This is a genomic window from Leifsonia aquatica (assembly GCF_014190775.1).
Lineage (GTDB): Bacteria > Actinomycetota > Actinomycetes > Actinomycetales > Microbacteriaceae > Leifsonia > Leifsonia aquatica.
The window spans coordinates 157607-172436 of record NZ_JACHVP010000001.1 but is presented as its reverse complement, the minus strand read 5'-3'; the positions used below and the strand labels follow the sequence as shown (position 1 = coordinate 172436).

General features: G+C 68.4%; 14 protein-coding genes. 5 read left to right on the top strand and 9 right to left on the bottom strand.

Going from position 1 to position 14830, the window contains the following annotated elements:
* Positions 1 to 14: 14 nt before the first annotated feature.
* The 8 genes from FHX33_RS00740 to FHX33_RS00705 all read right to left on the bottom strand — a co-directional run bounded on the left by FHX33_RS00740 (position 15) and on the right by FHX33_RS00705 (position 9681).
* Positions 15 to 1322 (bottom strand): thymidine phosphorylase, encoded by a 1308-nt coding sequence (locus FHX33_RS00740; protein WP_021758351.1) that lies wholly within the window; start codon positions 1320 to 1322, stop codon positions 15 to 17.
* Positions 1323 to 1334: 12 nt separating this feature from the next.
* A complete protein-coding gene (locus FHX33_RS00735) occupies positions 1335 to 1748 on the bottom strand; it encodes a cytidine deaminase (protein ID WP_021758352.1) in 414 nt (137 codons plus the stop codon).
* Positions 1745 to 3034: an ABC transporter permease gene (locus tag FHX33_RS00730; protein WP_021758353.1), complete on the bottom strand. Its 1290-nt coding sequence runs from the start codon at positions 3032 to 3034 to the stop codon at positions 1745 to 1747. Before FHX33_RS00730 ends, FHX33_RS00735 begins: the two co-directional genes overlap by 4 nt.
* Positions 3031 to 4323: an ABC transporter permease gene (locus tag FHX33_RS00725; RefSeq protein WP_021758354.1), complete on the bottom strand. Its 1293-nt coding sequence runs from the start codon at positions 4321 to 4323 to the stop codon at positions 3031 to 3033. The genes FHX33_RS00730 and FHX33_RS00725 overlap by 4 nt, the downstream gene beginning before the upstream one ends.
* Positions 4320 to 5840 (bottom strand): ABC transporter ATP-binding protein, encoded by a 1521-nt coding sequence (locus FHX33_RS00720; RefSeq protein ID WP_021758355.1) that lies wholly within the window; start codon positions 5838 to 5840, stop codon positions 4320 to 4322. The genes FHX33_RS00725 and FHX33_RS00720 overlap by 4 nt, the downstream gene beginning before the upstream one ends.
* A 211-nt stretch (positions 5841 to 6051) precedes the next feature.
* On the bottom strand, positions 6052 to 7134 hold the full coding sequence (locus FHX33_RS00715; protein WP_039921206.1) for a BMP family lipoprotein: 1083 nt from the start codon (positions 7132 to 7134) through the stop codon (positions 6052 to 6054).
* Positions 7135 to 7322: 188 nt separating this feature from the next.
* A complete protein-coding gene (locus FHX33_RS00710; RefSeq protein WP_039921208.1) occupies positions 7323 to 8459 on the bottom strand; it encodes a magnesium and cobalt transport protein CorA in 1137 nt (378 codons plus the stop codon).
* 52 nt (positions 8460 to 8511) lie between these two features.
* A complete protein-coding gene (locus FHX33_RS00705; protein ID WP_183428060.1) occupies positions 8512 to 9681 on the bottom strand; it encodes a glycosyltransferase family 4 protein in 1170 nt (389 codons plus the stop codon).
* Between the two features lie 86 nt (positions 9682 to 9767).
* On the opposite strand from FHX33_RS00705, the gene FHX33_RS00700 reads away from it, so the two are divergent.
* Positions 9768 to 10892, top strand: coding sequence for a mannose-1-phosphate guanylyltransferase (locus FHX33_RS00700; protein WP_021760713.1), 1125 nt, complete (start codon positions 9768 to 9770; stop codon positions 10890 to 10892).
* An 18-nt stretch (positions 10893 to 10910) separates the two neighbouring features.
* Here FHX33_RS00700 and FHX33_RS00695 read toward each other — a convergent pair whose 3' ends face one another.
* Complete coding sequence (locus FHX33_RS00695) at positions 10911 to 11135, bottom strand: hypothetical protein (protein WP_021760715.1); 225 nt, start codon at positions 11133 to 11135, stop codon at positions 10911 to 10913.
* A 180-nt stretch (positions 11136 to 11315) separates the two neighbouring features.
* Between FHX33_RS00695 and sdhC the strand changes: the two genes are divergently transcribed.
* The 4 genes from sdhC to FHX33_RS00675 are packed head-to-tail and all read left to right on the top strand — an operon-like array spanning position 11316 to position 14741.
* Positions 11316 to 11714, top strand: a complete 399-nt coding sequence (gene sdhC, locus FHX33_RS00690; protein WP_276325275.1) for a succinate dehydrogenase, cytochrome b556 subunit — start codon at positions 11316 to 11318, stop codon at positions 11712 to 11714.
* A gap of 1 nt (position 11715) precedes the next feature.
* Positions 11716 to 12159 (top strand): succinate dehydrogenase hydrophobic membrane anchor subunit, encoded by a 444-nt coding sequence (locus FHX33_RS00685; RefSeq protein WP_021760719.1) that lies wholly within the window; start codon positions 11716 to 11718, stop codon positions 12157 to 12159.
* 15 nt (positions 12160 to 12174) lie between these two features.
* The gene (sdhA, locus tag FHX33_RS00680; protein ID WP_021760721.1) at positions 12175 to 13980 is read left to right on the top strand and encodes a succinate dehydrogenase flavoprotein subunit; all 1806 of its coding nucleotides are present in this window, start codon (positions 12175 to 12177) and stop codon (positions 13978 to 13980) included.
* Positions 13980 to 14741, top strand: a complete 762-nt coding sequence (locus tag FHX33_RS00675) for a succinate dehydrogenase iron-sulfur subunit (RefSeq protein WP_021760723.1) — start codon at positions 13980 to 13982, stop codon at positions 14739 to 14741. Before sdhA ends, FHX33_RS00675 begins: the two co-directional genes overlap by 1 nt.
* Positions 14742 to 14830: the final 89 nt, after the last annotated feature.

The window sequence follows — 14830 nt, the reverse complement described above, 5'->3', positions numbered from 1 at the left end:
TTCGCCGGGGCGGTTCAGGAGATGCGGTCGGCGATGAGCGGACCGCGGGTGAACGGCGTGCCGGCCGGCGCGATGCGGTACGCGCCCTCGATGGCCTCGAGCGCGCGCTCGAAGCGCGCGGGCTCGTCGGCCGAGAGCGTGAACAGCGGGTCGCCCTTACGGACCGTGTCGCCGGGCTTCGCGTGCAGGTCGATGCCGGCGGCGTGCTGCACCGGGTCCTGCTTGCGCGCGCGTCCGGCCCCGAGACGCCAGGCGCCGATGCCGAACGGCAGCGCCTGCTGCTCGACCAGGATGCCGTCGGACTCGGCGACGACCGTGTGCGTCTCCTTCGCGACGGGCAGCGGGGCGTCCGGGTCGCCGCCCTGGGCGCGGATGACCTCGCGCCACTTGTCCATCGCGCGGCCGTCCTTCAGCGCCGCTTCCACGTCTTCGTCCGGGCGTCCGGCGAGGGCGAGCATCTCGCGGGCCAGGGCCACGGTCAGCTCGACGATGTCGGCGGGGCCGCCGCCCTCGAGCACCTCGACGGACTCCCGCACCTCGTTCGCGTTGCCGATGGCGAGGCCGAGGGGGACGTTCATGTCGGTGAGGAGCGCGGACGTCGCGACGCCCGCGTCCTTGCCGAGCTCGACCATGGTGCGGGCGAGCTCGCGCGACTTCTCGATGTCCTTGAGGAATGCGCCCGAGCCGAACTTCACATCGAGCACCAGCGCGCTGGTCCCTTCCGCGATCTTCTTCGACATGATCGAGGACGCGATCAGCGGAATGGCCTCGACCGTTCCGGTGATGTCGCGCAGCGCGTAGAGCTTGCCGTCGGCCGGAGCGAGCCCCGACCCGGCGGCGCAGATGACGCCGCCCTCGTTCTGCAGCTGGGCGAACATCTCCTCGTTGCTGAGGTTCGCGCGCCAGCCCGGGATGCTCTCGAGCTTGTCGAGCGTGCCGCCGGTGTGGCCGAGCCCGCGGCCCGACAGCTGCGGGACGGCCACTCCGAACGTCGCGACGAGCGGCATGAGCGGGAGCGTGATCTTGTCGCCGACGCCGCCGGTCGAGTGCTTGTCCGTGGTCGGCTTGCCGAGCCCCGAGAAGTCCATGCGCTCGCCTGAGGCGATCATCGCCATCGTGAGGTCCTTGATCTCGCGGCGCGTCATCCCGTTGAGGAAGATCGCCATGATCATCGCGGACATCTGCTCGTCGCCGACGTAGCCGCGGGTGTAGGCGTCGACCAGCCAATCGATCTCGGCGGTGCCGAGCTCTCCGCGGTCGCGCTTGGTCCTGATCAGGTCGACGGCGTCGAACGCCTCGACCGCTCCTGCAGTCTGGGTCACGGGATCTGATTCCTAGTCGTTGTTGCGGTACTCGTCGAGCTGGCGCGGGCCGAACGCGTCGGGCAGCACCTCGTCGATCGTGCGGATGCCGGAGACGGTCTGCAGCAGCATCCCCTCGGCGGAGTGCTCGTAGAGCAGCTGGCGGCAGCGCCCGCACGGCATGAGGATGTCGCCTCCGCCGTTCACGCAGGTGAAGGCGACGAGGCGCCCTCCGCCGGTCATCGCGAGCGAGGACACCAGCCCGCACTCGGCGCAGAGCGTCACGCCGTAGCTGGCGTTCTCCACGTTGCAGCCGCTGACGATGCGCCCGTCGTCGACCAGCGCCGCCGCTCCCACGGGGAACTGCGAGTAGGGGACGTAGGCGTGCGACATGGCCTCGGTCGCGGAGACGCGCAGCGCCTCCCAGTCGATCTGCGGCGCGGTCATGACTTGATGTAGGGCTTGCCGTCGGCGGCGGGTGCCCGCGACATCCCGACGAGGCCGGCGACCGCGAAGATCGTCACGACGTACGGGAGCATGAGCATGAACTCGCTCGGGACGGGCGAGCCGATGATGCCGAGCACGTTCTGCAGGTTCGACGCGAAGCCGAAGAGCAGGGCCGCGAGGGTGGCGCGGATCGGGTCCCAGCGACCGAAGATGACGGCCGCCAGGGCGATGAAGCCCTGTCCGGCGGTCATCTCCTTGGAGAAGGCGCCGACCGAGCCGAGCGTGAAGTACGCGCCGCCGAGTCCGGCGATCGCTCCGGCGAGGGAGACGTTCCAGAACCGCGTGCTGTTGACCTTGATGCCGACGGTGTCCGCGGCCTCCGGGTGCTCGCCGACCGACCGGAGGCGCAGTCCCCAGCGGGTCTTGAACAGACCGAACCACACCACGAAGATCGCGATGTACATGAGGTACTCGATGATCGTCTGGTTGAAGAGCACCTTCCCGATGATCGGGATCTCGCTCAGGAACGGGATGGGCCAGTCCGGCAGGCGCGGCGGGTGGTTGAGGGCCGACGGGTCGGCCGCGAGCACCTGCGAGTAGAAGAAGCTCGTGAGACCGGTGACCAGCACGTTGAGCACGACGCCGACGATGACCTGGTCGACCAGGTACTTGATGGCGAAGGCGGCGAGCACGAACGAGACCAGCACGCCGGCGACCATCGCGGCCAGCAGGCCGACGACCCAGCTGCCGGTGAGCGTCGCGGTCATGGCCGACACGAACGCTCCGGCGAGCAGCTGGCCCTCGATGGCGACGTTGACGACGCCACCGCGCTCCGAGATCACGCCGCCCAGGGCGCCGAACACGAGCGGGACCGAGAGGCTGATCGTGCCGAGCAGGAGGCCGGTGACCGGGACGGGCAGCTCGCCCGAGCCCGCCCAGGCGAGGAAGCCGAACATGAACGCCAGGGCGAACACGACGACGAGCCAGATCGGCGTCTTGCGTGCGTTCCAGGAGAGGTAGGCGCTGCAGGCGGTGATGATCGCGAGGATCACGATCACGACGATCGTCGTCGAGAACGTGTCGACGACGAGGTTCGGGAGCTTGACCGCGTCGGACGACTCGGAGAACCGGAAGGTGCTCTGGCCGTGGCGCGAGAAGCCGAGGAACAGGACGAGGCTGATGACCACGAACACCGCGAAGGCGATCGGGGCCTTCCAGGAGCGGATCTCTGCCTTCTCCAGCGCGATGGGCGCGGAGTCCGGGATGACGGGGGCCGTGGTGGTCACTTGGCCGCCACCTCCTTCGTGACGATGGGACGCTGTCTCCGGGGAGTGCTCCCGGGCGTCGGCAGGCGGAAGATCGCGCGCACCAACGGCGGCGCGGCGACGAAGAGGACGATGAGCGACTGCATCACCAGGACGATGTCGATCGGGATGTCGTTCGCGGCCTGGATCGTGAAGCCACCGGCTTTGAGCGCCCCGAAGAGCAGACCGGCGATGAAGACGCCCCACGGCTTGGACCGGCCGAGCAGGGCGACGGTGATGGCGTCGAAGCCGATCCCCGCGTCCACGCCCGAGCTGATGCCCTGCGGGAAGACGCCGAGCGCCTGGCTCGCGCCGGCGATGCCGACGAGGCCACCCGCGATGAGCATCGCGTAGAGGTAGATGTTCTTGACGTTGATGCCGGCGACGCGGGCCGCGTTCGGGTTCTCGCCGACGGCACGGAAGCGGAAGCCGAGGCTCGAGCGGTTGATCAGCCACCACACGAAGACCGTCGCGGCGATCACGACGATGAATGCCCAGGTGAGGTTGTACTGCTCGCCGAAGAGCGGCGGGAAGACCGCGTTGGCGTGGATCGCCGGCGCCTTCGGGTTGTTCGAGCCCGGCGCCTGCAGGAGGCCCTGGGTGCGCAGCATGTACGCGACCAGGTAGAAGGCGATGTAGTTGAGCATGATCGTCACGATCACTTCGTGCGCGCCGGTCCTCGCTTTCAGGACGCCGACGATGCCGGCCCAGATCGCGCCGCCCGCGATGCCCGCCACGACGGCGAGCACGAGGTGGATGACCGGGGGCAGGTTCCACGAGAAGCCGACCCAGGCCGAGGCGGCCGCGGCGATGAGGATCTGTCCCTGGCCGCCGATGTTGAACAGGCCGACGCGGAAGGCGAGGGCCACGCCGAGACCGCTGACGATCAGCGGTGTGGCGAATGTCAGTGTCTCCGTCAGCGGCCGGATTCCGGCGGCGAACGTCGGCCGGCGGAAGTTGTAGATGGCTCCCTGGAACATCGACACGTAGGCGCTGGAGACCGAGTCCCAGATGGCCTTGAACGTGTCGCCCGGGCGGGCGAAGAAGTATCCCGCCGCCTTCTGCACCTCGGGGTCGGTGGCGGCGATCAGGATCGCGCCGACGACGAGCGCGAGCACCACGGCGAGGATCGAGATGATCACCGGTCCGCCCATGATGTCGCGGACCGCCTTGTTCCAGCGGTCGTCGTTCTCCGGCTTGCCGGCCGGCTGACCGGCCGGTGCCGGTTGCGTCGGCGCCATGGGCTGGCTGGGAGTGGGGGTCCCGGTCATGCTGCTGCTCCTGCCTGCTCCGGCGACTCGCCGGCCATCATGAGGCCGAGGACGTCTCGCGACGTGTCCCCCGGCACGATTCCAACGATTCCCCCGCGGTACATGACGGCGATGCGGTCGGCCAGCGCCGCGACCTCGTCGAGCTCGGTCGAGACGACGATCACCGGCACGCCGGAATCGCGGGTCTCGACGATGCGCTTGTGGACGAACTCGATCGAGCCGACGTCCAGACCGCGGGTCGGCTGCGCCGCCACGAAGAGCCGCAGCTCGCGGCTCAGCTCGCGGGCGAGCACGACCTTCTGCGCGTTGCCGCCCGAGAGGCGGCCGACGGCGGTGTCGATCGACTGGGTGCGCACGTCGAACTCGCGCACCTTCTCTTCGGCGAACTGCTTGAGGTACGAGAACTGGATGTTGCCCGCCTTGACGAAGGGCTCCCCGGTCGAGCGGTCCAGCATCAGGTTCTCCTGGATGCTGAACTCACCGACGAGGCCGTCCTCGTTGCGGTCCTCCGGCACGAACCCGACACCGGCGTCGAGAACCTTGCGCGGGCTCTGCCCCTGGATCTCGTTGCCGTCGAGCACGATCGTGCCCTCGACCCGGGGCTGCAGCCCGAGGATGGCTTCGGTGAGCTCGGTCTGACCGTTGCCCTGCACGCCGGCGATGGCGAGGATCTCGCCCGCACGGACCTCGAAGCTCACGCGGTTGACCACGAGCTGGCCGATCGGGTCGATCACCGAGAGGTCCGTGACCACGAGCGCCGCGTCGCCGGGCGCCGCCGGCTCCTTGTGCACCGTGAGGGAGACCGCGCGACCGACCATCATCGACGCCATCTCGGCGTTCGTGGCGGTGGGTTCGGCCTCGCCGACGACCTTGCCGAGGCGGATGACCGTGATGCGGTCGGCGACCTCGCGCACCTCGCGCAGCTTGTGGGTGATGAAGATGATCGCCGTGCCCTGCTCCTTGAGCTGGCGCATGATGCCCATCAGCTCGTCGGTCTCCTGCGGGGTCAGCACGGCTGTGGGCTCGTCGAAGACGAGCACCTTCGCGTTCTGGGAGAGCGCCTTGATGATCTCGACGCGCTGCTGCACGCCGACGGGGAGGTCTTCGACCAGCGCGTCCGGGTCGACGTCGAAGCCGAACCGGGCGGAGATCTCGCGCACCTTCGCGCGGGCCGCGGCCAGGTCGAGACGACCGCCGAACTTCGTCTGCTCGTGGCCGAGCATGACGTTCTCGGCGACGGTGAGGACGGGGATCAGCATGAAGTGCTGGTGCACCATGCCGATGCCGGCCTTCATGGCGTCGCCGGGGCCGGCGAAGTGCTGCACGACGTCGTCCAGCAGGATGTCGCCCTCCTCGGCCTGGTAGAGGCCGTAGAGGACGTTCATGAGGGTCGACTTGCCTGCGCCGTTCTCGCCGAGCAGGCAGTGGATCTCGCCGGGTTCGACCGTGAGGTCGATGTGGTCGTTGGCGACCAGGGCACCGAACCGTTTGGTGATGCCGCGAAGTTCGAGCTTCATTCGGGTGGGGTTCCTTCTCTACTCGCCCGTGGTGAGCACAGAGACATTGAGCGGTGGCACGCGACAACGGCGGTGGCCTCGTTGCGCCTGATCAATCTACCTTCTGCGCATATGTCAGTCTGTGCTCAGATGAGCATCTGGACAAGGGCACGACAACGGGGAGGCCAGCGGCGCTGACCTCCCCGTCGAGTGTGTTGCCGTCGTTGCTGTGTTACTGCTTGGGCGACGAGGGCGACGTGACCTTGATCGAGCCGTCGATGATGCCGGCCTTGATCTTGTCGAGCTCGCCCTGCAGGCCGGAGTCGACCTTCGAGGCGAAGTCGTGGAACGGCGCGAGGCCGACACCGTCGTTCTTCAGCGTGCCCACGTACGGGGTGCTGTCGAACTTGCCGTCAGCGGCCTGCTTGACGACGTCGTTGGTGGCGGGCTTCATGCCCTTCATGACCGAGGTGAGGAGCAGGTCCTTGACGCTCGGGTCCGACTCGTAGACGTCGGCGTCGACGCCGACCATGGCGATCGACTTGCCGGAGTCCTTGATGGCCTGCGCGGCCGACTGGTAGATCGGGCCGCCGACCGGCATGATCACGTCGGCGTTCTGGTCGATGATGCCCTGAGCCGTGTTCTTCGCGGTCTCGTTGGCGTCGAAGCCACCGGTGAAGGAGCCGTTCTGCGCGTCGACATCCCAGCCGACGACCTTGACCGACTTGCTCTTCTGGTCGTTGAAGTACTTCACGCCGTCCGCGAAGCCGTCCATGAAGATGGTGACGGTCGGGATCTGCATGCCGCCGAAGGTGCCGACGATGCCGGTCTTCGAGTAGCTCGCGGCCGCGTAGCCGGCGAGGAACGCCGCCTGGGCGGTGTCGAAGATGATCGGCTTGACGTTCTTGGCCTGGATCGAGTTGTCGTCGATGATGGCGAAGTTGACGTCAGGGTTCGACGCGGCGGCCTTCTTCGTCGCGTCGGCGAGCAGGAAGCCGACGGTGACGACCAGGTTGCAGTTCTGGTCGACCATGCTCTGGATGTTCGGGGCGAAGTCGTTCTCGCTCTTCGACTCGGCCTTCTTGTAGTCCACGCTGAGCGACTTGGCGGCCTCCTGGAGGCCCTCGTAGCCGAGCTGGTTGAACGAGTGGTCGTCGAATCCACCCGAGTCCGAGACCATGCAGGGCAGGAAGTCGCTCTTCGCGGCGCCGGTCGACGAGCTGTCGGACGGTGCAGCGGAGCACGCGGCGAGCAGCGCGATGACGCCGGTCGCTGCAAGACCGACGAGGCCGGCCTTACGGGCTGTGATTGTCAAGGTTGTCCTCCAAGATGCGTGACCGGCGCAGGTGCCCGCCGGCCAGGGTATGCACTGACGTTACCGAATGTGACGAACCGCTCCGTTCGAAAATCCGGCTTCTTCATGCAAGCGTTACAAACGCGCGCGCCGTTGGCGACTGCTCATTTGAGCAGCCACCAACGGCGCGTTGACCGTCGAACCGCGCGCTACATCCACCCGCGCTTCTTGAACAGCACGTAGAGCAGCGTGCTCAGCCCCAGCATCGCGACGATCGCGAGGGGGTAGCCGAACTGCCATGCCAGTTCGGGCATGTGCTCGAAGTTCATGCCGTAGACGCCCGCGATGAGCGACGGGGCGAAGAGGATCGCCGCCCAGGAGGAGATCTTCTTGACCTGCTCGCCCTGCTCGTGGGTGGAGAGGGCGAGGCGGGTCATCTCCTCGTTCTGGCGTTCGGAGACCAGGGTCGAGTTCACGGTGAGGATGTCGCGCAGCAGGTAGCGGAAGCCGTCCACGCGCTCGTTCACCTGCGTGAGGTGGTCGGCGACGTCGCGCAGGCGGCGTTCGAGCTCCTGGGTGACGCCGTACTTGGCCGTGCCGCGTTCGAGCGCGATCATCACCGCGGAGAGCGGATGGGTGGCGCGCTGGAAGTCGATGACCTCGCGGGACAGCTCGTAGATGCGTCGGGAGACGAGGGCATCCCCGCCGAACACCTGGGTCTCGATCTCGTCGATGTCGTTCGCGAGCCCGGCGACGACCGGGCTGTACGCGTCCACGACGGCGTCGATGATCGCGTAGAGCACGGCCTGCGGGCCGAGCGAGAGCAGCTCGGGCTCCGCCTCCATGCGATGCCGCACGGTGGAGAGGTCGGGCGACTCGCTGTGACGCACCGTGATCACGAAGTTCGGTCCGACGAAGAGGTGCAGCTCGCCGAAGTCGACCTCCTCGGGCACGTCGAGGTAGTTCGCCGCCTTGAGCACGACGAAGAGCACCGTGTCGTAGCGTTCCAGCTTGGGCCGCTGGTGGGCGACGATCGCGTCCTCGATGGCGAGCGGGTGGAGGTTGAACTCCTCAGCCAGCGACATCAGCTCACGCTCGCTCGGCCGGTAGAGGCCGATCCAGGCCACGCCGTCGGGCGTCGCGTCGAGAGCGCGATAGGTCTCGGCCAGCGTGGTCGGCGACGCGACGCGGACGCCGCCGCGGTACACCGCGCTGTCCACCATGCTCGAGCGCGACGGGGCCGAACCGGGCGCGGGCTCCGGGGCGACGATCGAACTGGGAGGGTCGACCCTCCGCGACCGGGAAACGAAGGGCATGGGAATGCCGCGTCGGTTGATGTTCGCCATCGTTCACCTCCAGGGAGCGTGCGGAAGGGTGGACGGCCGCCTGAGCGGCCACCTAACTGTACGCGCGCTGCCTGCCGACCGGCTGGACGCCGCTCTCCGCCGCCTCTGCGCATGCGTTCAGGATCACGCGCTCGTAGTGCCCGACGAGCTCCCCGCAGAGGACGTCCCAGCCGCGGCCGAGGACGGCCCGCCTCCCGGCCTCCCCCATCCGGAGCCGCAAGCCTGTGTCGCTGACGATCATCGCGACGGCGGCACGCAGCGCCCGCTCGTCGGACGGCGGGAAGAGCAGCCCGTCGACGCCGTGCTCGACCAGGTCGACCGGTCCGCCCGCACGCGGGGCGACGACGGGCAGGCCGGAGGCGTGCGCCTCCTGCACGGTCTGGCCGAAGGTCTCCTCCGACCCGGTGTGGACGAAGAGGTCGAAGGAGGCGTACGCCGCGGCGAGGTCGTCCCCACCCAGCCGCCCCAGCCAGGTGACGGGCACTCCGCGCAGCTCGCGCTCGACGGCGTCGCGCGCGGGTCCGTCGCCGACGATGGCGACCGAGACGCCGGGCAGGCCGCGCAACGCCCGCAGCCGCTCCACCTGCTTCTCCGGCGCGATGCGACCCACGTATCCGACGACGACCTCGCCGTCGGGCGAGAGCCGGTCGCGGAGCGCGACCGCCGCCTTCGTGCGCCGCTTGTTGGGGTGATAGCGCTCGAGGTCGACGCCACGGCCCCAGCGGCCGATCCGCGAGACGCCCGCGTCGCGGAGGTCGTACTCGGAGGCGGCGGAGGGGGCGAGCGTGAGATCGGCGCCCTCGTGCACCCAGCGCACGTACTTCCAGGCGATGGCGGAGGTGAGCCCGAGCCCGTTGCGGCGGGCGAAGCCGGCGACGTCGGTCTGGTAGATGGCGACCGACGGCACGCCCAGCCGGTTCGCCGCGGCGATGGCCTGCGCACCGAGGAAGAAGGGAGAGGCCGCGTGGAGCACGTCCGGGGCGAACCGGGCGAGGATGCGCTGCACCTGCGGGCTCGGCAGCCCGACCGGGAACTGTCGGTAGGCGATGGACGGGACCTGGTGGATGCGGAAGCCGGCGTACTCCGCCGGCGCCCCCGCCTCCGGGCAGATCACGATCGCCTCGTGCCCGGCCTCCGCCAGATGGTCCAGCACGCGCAGCACGCTGTTCGTGACCCCGTTGACCGTGGGGAGGAAGCTCTCGCTGACCACCGCAACCCGCATGCCGCCACGCTAAGCAGCCGGGGTTGCCCGGCCGTTGCCCCGCGATGAACGGTGCATGTCCAGCGCCGATCGGTATCCTGTCCAGCATGAGCCGCAGCACCCCGCTCGACCACTTCTACAGCGTGATCCCCGCCGGTGGCGTCGGATCCCGGCTGTGGCCGTTGTCGCGCGCAGACGCGCCCAAGTTCCTGCACGACCTGACCGGATCGGGGCAGACACTGCTGCGCGACACCTGGGACCGCCTGACGCCGCTCTCCGGCGACCAGCGGATCATGGTCGTCACCGGCCGTGCGCACCGCGCCGCGGTCGAGGCCCAGCTCCCCGACCTCGCCGACCCGAACGTCGTGCTCGAGAGCGAGGGACGCGACTCCACCGCCGCTATCGGGCTGGCCGCCGCGATCCTGGAGCGTCGCGAGCCGGGCGTCATCATCGGCTCGTTCGCCGCCGACCACGTCATCCGCGACCAGGCCCGCTTCCGCCACGCGGTGCGGGAGGCCGTGCACGCCGCCGCCGCCGGCTACATCACCACCATCGGCATCCAGCCCACCGAGCCCGCCGTCGGTTTCGGCTACATCCACACCGCCGGCGAGACCGCCGAGATCGCGGGTGCACCGACCGCCCGCCTCGTCGACTCCTTCGTCGAGAAGCCCGACCTCGCCACGGCGGAGGCGTACGTCGCCGACGGCTCGTATCTCTGGAACGCGGGCATGTTCATCTCCCGCGCCGACCTCCTCCTCGAGGAGATCGGTCGCAACAAGCCCGACCTCCACGCCGGCCTGCTCGAGCTCGCCGCCGCCTGGGACGACCCGGCGACGCGCGGGCCGGCCGTCGACCGCATCTGGCCCGGCCTCGAGAAGATCGCCATCGACTACACGGTCGCCGAGCCGGCTGCGGCGGCCGGACGCCTCGCCGTCGTGCCCGGCTACTTCGACTGGGACGACGTCGGAGACTTCGCGTCGCTGGCCAAGCTGAACTCCGGCGGCCGCAAGTCCGACCTGGCGATCCTCGGCGAGAACGCCCGCGTGCTCTCCGACTCGTCCAGCGGCATCGTCGTGAGCCAGAGCAACCGGGTGATCAGCCTGATCGGCGTGAAGGACATCGTCGTCGTGGACACCCCGGACGCCCTCCTGGTGACGACCAGCGAGAACGCGCAGCGCGTGAAGGCCGTCGTGGACGCGCTCAAGGTCACCGGCTCGACCGACGTCCTCTAGCGCAGAAGGGGCGGAGCCTCAGTCGACGACCGAGGGTCCGCTCTGCACATCCGCGGCGATCCGGGAGATCTCGGCGTCGTCGAGCTGGATGCCGGCGTCGTCGAGGCGCTGACGCAGGACCTTCTCGCTGTCCTCGCGCGGCAGCCGCTGCATGTCCGCGCGCATCTGTTCGACGATGCCGGCGACCTTGGCACCGGTTCCGGCATCGTTGCTTCCGTTCATGACGGGTTCGTCTTGGGTCATGCGTCGGAACGTACGCCTCCACGCCGCCGACGCAAGGGATGTTTATCTCGACGTCGAGATAACTGAGGTCACCCTAAGCAGCGCCCGGATGACCCGCGGCATAGACTGGGCAACGCGCTCAGCGCGCCTCATGAAGCGACATGCAACCAGGGAGGGTTGTTCGTGCCAGACCAAGCGGCAGTGACTCTGCAGCCGACGAAGAACCGGCCGGGCGGCACGCTGTACCGCGGCCGCGAGGGTATGTGGTCGTGGGTGCTTCACCGCATCACCGGCGTCGCCATCTTCTTCTTCCTGCTCGTGCACATCCTCGACACCTCGCTCATCCGGGTCAGCCCGGAGGCGTACAACGCGGTGATCGGGACGTACAAGAACCCCATCATGGGGCTCGGCGAGATCGCCCTCGTGGCGGCCATCGTGTTCCACGCCTTCAACGGCATCCGGATCATCCTGATCGACTTCTGGAGCAAGGGCGTCAAGTACCAGCGCGCCATGTTCTGGATCGTCATCGCCCTCTGGGTGATCCTGATGGCCGGATTCATCCCCGTGCAGCTCGTGCACATCTTCGCGGAGGGGCACTGACATGACGACCATCGAAGCGCCCCGCTCCCCCGCCCGCCCGGCACGCAAGGGCGTCAACTGGGAGAAGTGGGGCTGGATCTACATGCGGCTCTCCGGCCTCGTGCTGATCGTCCTGATCTTCGGCCACCTCCTGGTGAACATCGTGCTCGGCGACGGCGTCAAGCAGATCGACTTCGCCTTCGTCGCCGGCAAGTACGCGACCCCGTTCTGGCAGATCTGGGACCTCCTCATGCTCTGGCTCGCCATGATCCACGGCGGCAACGGCATGCGCACCCTCGTCAACGACTACGCGCACAACAAGACGGTGAACCGCATCCTCCGCTGGGCGATCCTCGCCGCGGTGGTCGTGATGGTCGTGCTCGGCACCCTCGTGATCTTCACCTTCGACCCCTGCCCGGTGGGCGCCGCGGCCGACCAGCTGCCGTCCTTCTGCCCGGTCAAGTAACGGAAAACCGCACCTGTGACTACGACTGAATCCTCTGAATCGACCGTCATCGACGGCGTCCACTACCACGAGTTCGACATCGTCATCGTCGGCGCCGGCGGCGCCGGGATGCGGGCGGCCATCGAGGCCGGACCGCACGCCAAGACGGCCGTGATCTCGAAGCTCTACCCCACCCGCTCCCACACCGGCGCGGCGCAGGGCGGCATGGCCGCGGCGCTCGCCAACGTGGAGGAGGACAGCTGGGAGTGGCACACCTTCGACACCGTCAAGGGCGGCGACTACCTCGTCGACCAGGACGCCGCCGAGATCCTCGCCAAAGAGGCGATCGACGCGGTCATCGACCTCGAGAACATGGGCCTGCCGTTCAACCGCACGCCCGAGGGCAAGATCGACCAGCGCCGCTTCGGCGGTCACACCCGCGACCACGGCAAGGCCCCGGTCCGCCGCGCCTGCTACGCGGCCGACCGTACCGGCCACATGATCCTGCAGACGCTGTTCCAGAACTGCGTGAAGCTCGGCATCAACTTCTTCAACGAGTTCTACGTGCTCGACGTGATCATGAACGAGGTCGACGGCGTCGACCAGCCCGCTGGCGTCGTCGCCTACGAGCTGGCGACCGGCGAGCTGCACGTCTTCCACTCGAAGGCGATCATCTTCGCCACCGGCGGCTTCGGCAAGATCTTCAAGACGACCTCCAACGCGCACACCCTCACGGGCGACGGCGTCGGGATCATCTGGCGCAAGAAGCTCCCGCTGGAGGACATGGAGTTCTTCCAGTTCCACCCGACCGGCCTGGCCGGCCTCGGCATCCTCCTCACAGAGGGCGCGCGCGGCGAGGGCGCCATCCTCCGCAACGCCAGCGGCGAGCGGTTCATGGAGCGCTACGCCCCGACCATCAAGGACCTCGCCCCGCGTGACATCGTCGCGCGCTGCATGGTCCAGGAGGTCGCTGAGGGCCGCGGCGCCGGCCCGCACAAGGACTACGTGCTGCTCGACTGCACGCACCTCGGCGCCGAGGTCCTCGAGACCAAGCTGCCGGACATCACCGAGTTCGCCCGCACCTACCTCGGCGTCGACCCCGTCGTCGAGCCGGTGCCGGTCATGCCGACCGCGCACTACGCGATGGGCGGCATCCCGACCAACAACAACGCCGAGGTGCTGCGCGACAACACCACCGTCGTACCCGGCCTCTACGCCGCGGGCGAGTGCGCCTGCGTCTCGGTCCACGGCTCGAACCGTCTGGGCACCAACTCGCTCCTCGACATCAACGTCTTCGGCAAGCGCGCCGGCAACAACGCCGTCGAGTACGTCAAGACCGCGACCGCCGTCCCCCTCCCGGAGGACCCGGCCGCGTTCGTCCGCGGACTCATCGACGACCTGCGCACCGGCACCGGCACCGAGCGGATCGCCGCGATTCGCAAGGAGCTGCAGGACGAGATGGACAAGAACGCCCAGGTGTTCCGCACCGACGAGTCGCTCGAGCAGGTCACGGGGACCATCCACCGCCTCCGCGAGCGCTACAAGAACGTCGTCGTGCAGGACAAGGGCAAGCGGTTCAACACCGACCTGCTCGAGGCCGTCGAACTCGGCTTCCTGCTCGACCTCGCCGAGGTCGTCGTCTACTCGGCCCGCAACCGCAAGGAATCGCGCGGCGGACACATGCGCGACGACTACCCGAAGCGCGACGACGAGAACTACATGCAGCACACGATGGCCTACCTGACCGGTGACCCCCACTCCGCCGACGCGGCGGACCACATCACCCTCGACTGGAAGCCGGTCGTCGTGACGCGTTACGAGCCCATGGAGAGGAAGTACTGATGTCGACCGCCGTACTGGAGACTCCCCCTGCTCCCGAAGCCCCCGTCCAGTCGTTCACGGTGACGCTGATCATCCGTCGCTTCGACCCGGACGTGGACACGGAGCCGCGCTGGCAGGACTTCGACGTCGAGATGTTCCCGACGGACCGCATCCTGGACGCGCTGCACAAGATCAAGTGGGAGCAGGACGGGTCGCTGACCTTCCGCCGCTCCTGCGCGCACGGCATCTGCGGATCCGACGCGATGCGCATCAACGGCCGCAACCGCCTCGCCTGCAAGACGCTGATCAAGGACCTGGACATCTCCAAGCCGATCTACGTCGAGGCGATCAAGGGCCTGCCGCTGGAGAAGGACCTCATCGTCGACATGGAGCCGTTCTTCGCGAGCTACCGCGAGGTGCAGCCGTTCCTCGTCGCGAACAGCAAGCCGGAGAAGGGCAAGGAGCGCGTCCAGTCCGTCGCCGACCGTGCGCGCTTCGATGACACCACCAAGTGCATCCTGTGCGCTGCGTGCACGTCGTCGTGCCCCGTGTTCTGGACCGACGGCCAGTACTTCGGCCCGGCGGCCATCGTGAACGCGCACCGGTTCATCTTCGACTCCCGCGACGACAACGCGCAGGTGCGCCTCGACATCCTCAACGACAAGGAGGGCGTCTGGCGCTGCCGCACGACCTTCAACTGCACCGATGCCTGCCCTCGTGGCATCCAGGTGACGCAGGCGATCGCCGAGGTCAAGCAGGCCATCATGCGCGGCAAGCCGTAGCGGTCCGCGCTGACGACGAACGCCCCCGGTCCTGCGACCGGGGGCGTTTTCGCGTCTGCGGGCGAATATCGCTGGCCCAGCAGGATGCG

Coding starts and splice junctions, on each gene's coding strand:
- FHX33_RS00695 (WP_021760715.1), bottom strand. CDS start 11,135: ATGACCCAAGACGAACCCGTCATGAACGGAAGCAACGATGCCGGAACC.
- FHX33_RS00675 (WP_021760723.1), top strand. CDS start 13,980: ATGTCGACCGCCGTACTGGAGACTCCCCCTGCTCCCGAAGCCCCCGTC.
- FHX33_RS00735 (WP_021758352.1), bottom strand. CDS start 1,748: ATGACCGCGCCGCAGATCGACTGGGAGGCGCTGCGCGTCTCCGCGACC.
- FHX33_RS00725 (WP_021758354.1), bottom strand. CDS start 4,323: ATGACCGGGACCCCCACTCCCAGCCAGCCCATGGCGCCGACGCAACCG.
- FHX33_RS00700 (WP_021760713.1), top strand. CDS start 9,768: ATGAGCCGCAGCACCCCGCTCGACCACTTCTACAGCGTGATCCCCGCC.
- FHX33_RS00710 (WP_039921208.1), bottom strand. CDS start 8,459: ATGGCGAACATCAACCGACGCGGCATTCCCATGCCCTTCGTTTCCCGG.
- FHX33_RS00685 (WP_021760719.1), top strand. CDS start 11,716: ATGACGACCATCGAAGCGCCCCGCTCCCCCGCCCGCCCGGCACGCAAG.
- FHX33_RS00720 (WP_021758355.1), bottom strand. CDS start 5,840: ATGAAGCTCGAACTTCGCGGCATCACCAAACGGTTCGGTGCCCTGGTC.
- FHX33_RS00705 (WP_183428060.1), bottom strand. CDS start 9,681: ATGCGGGTTGCGGTGGTCAGCGAGAGCTTCCTCCCCACGGTCAACGGG.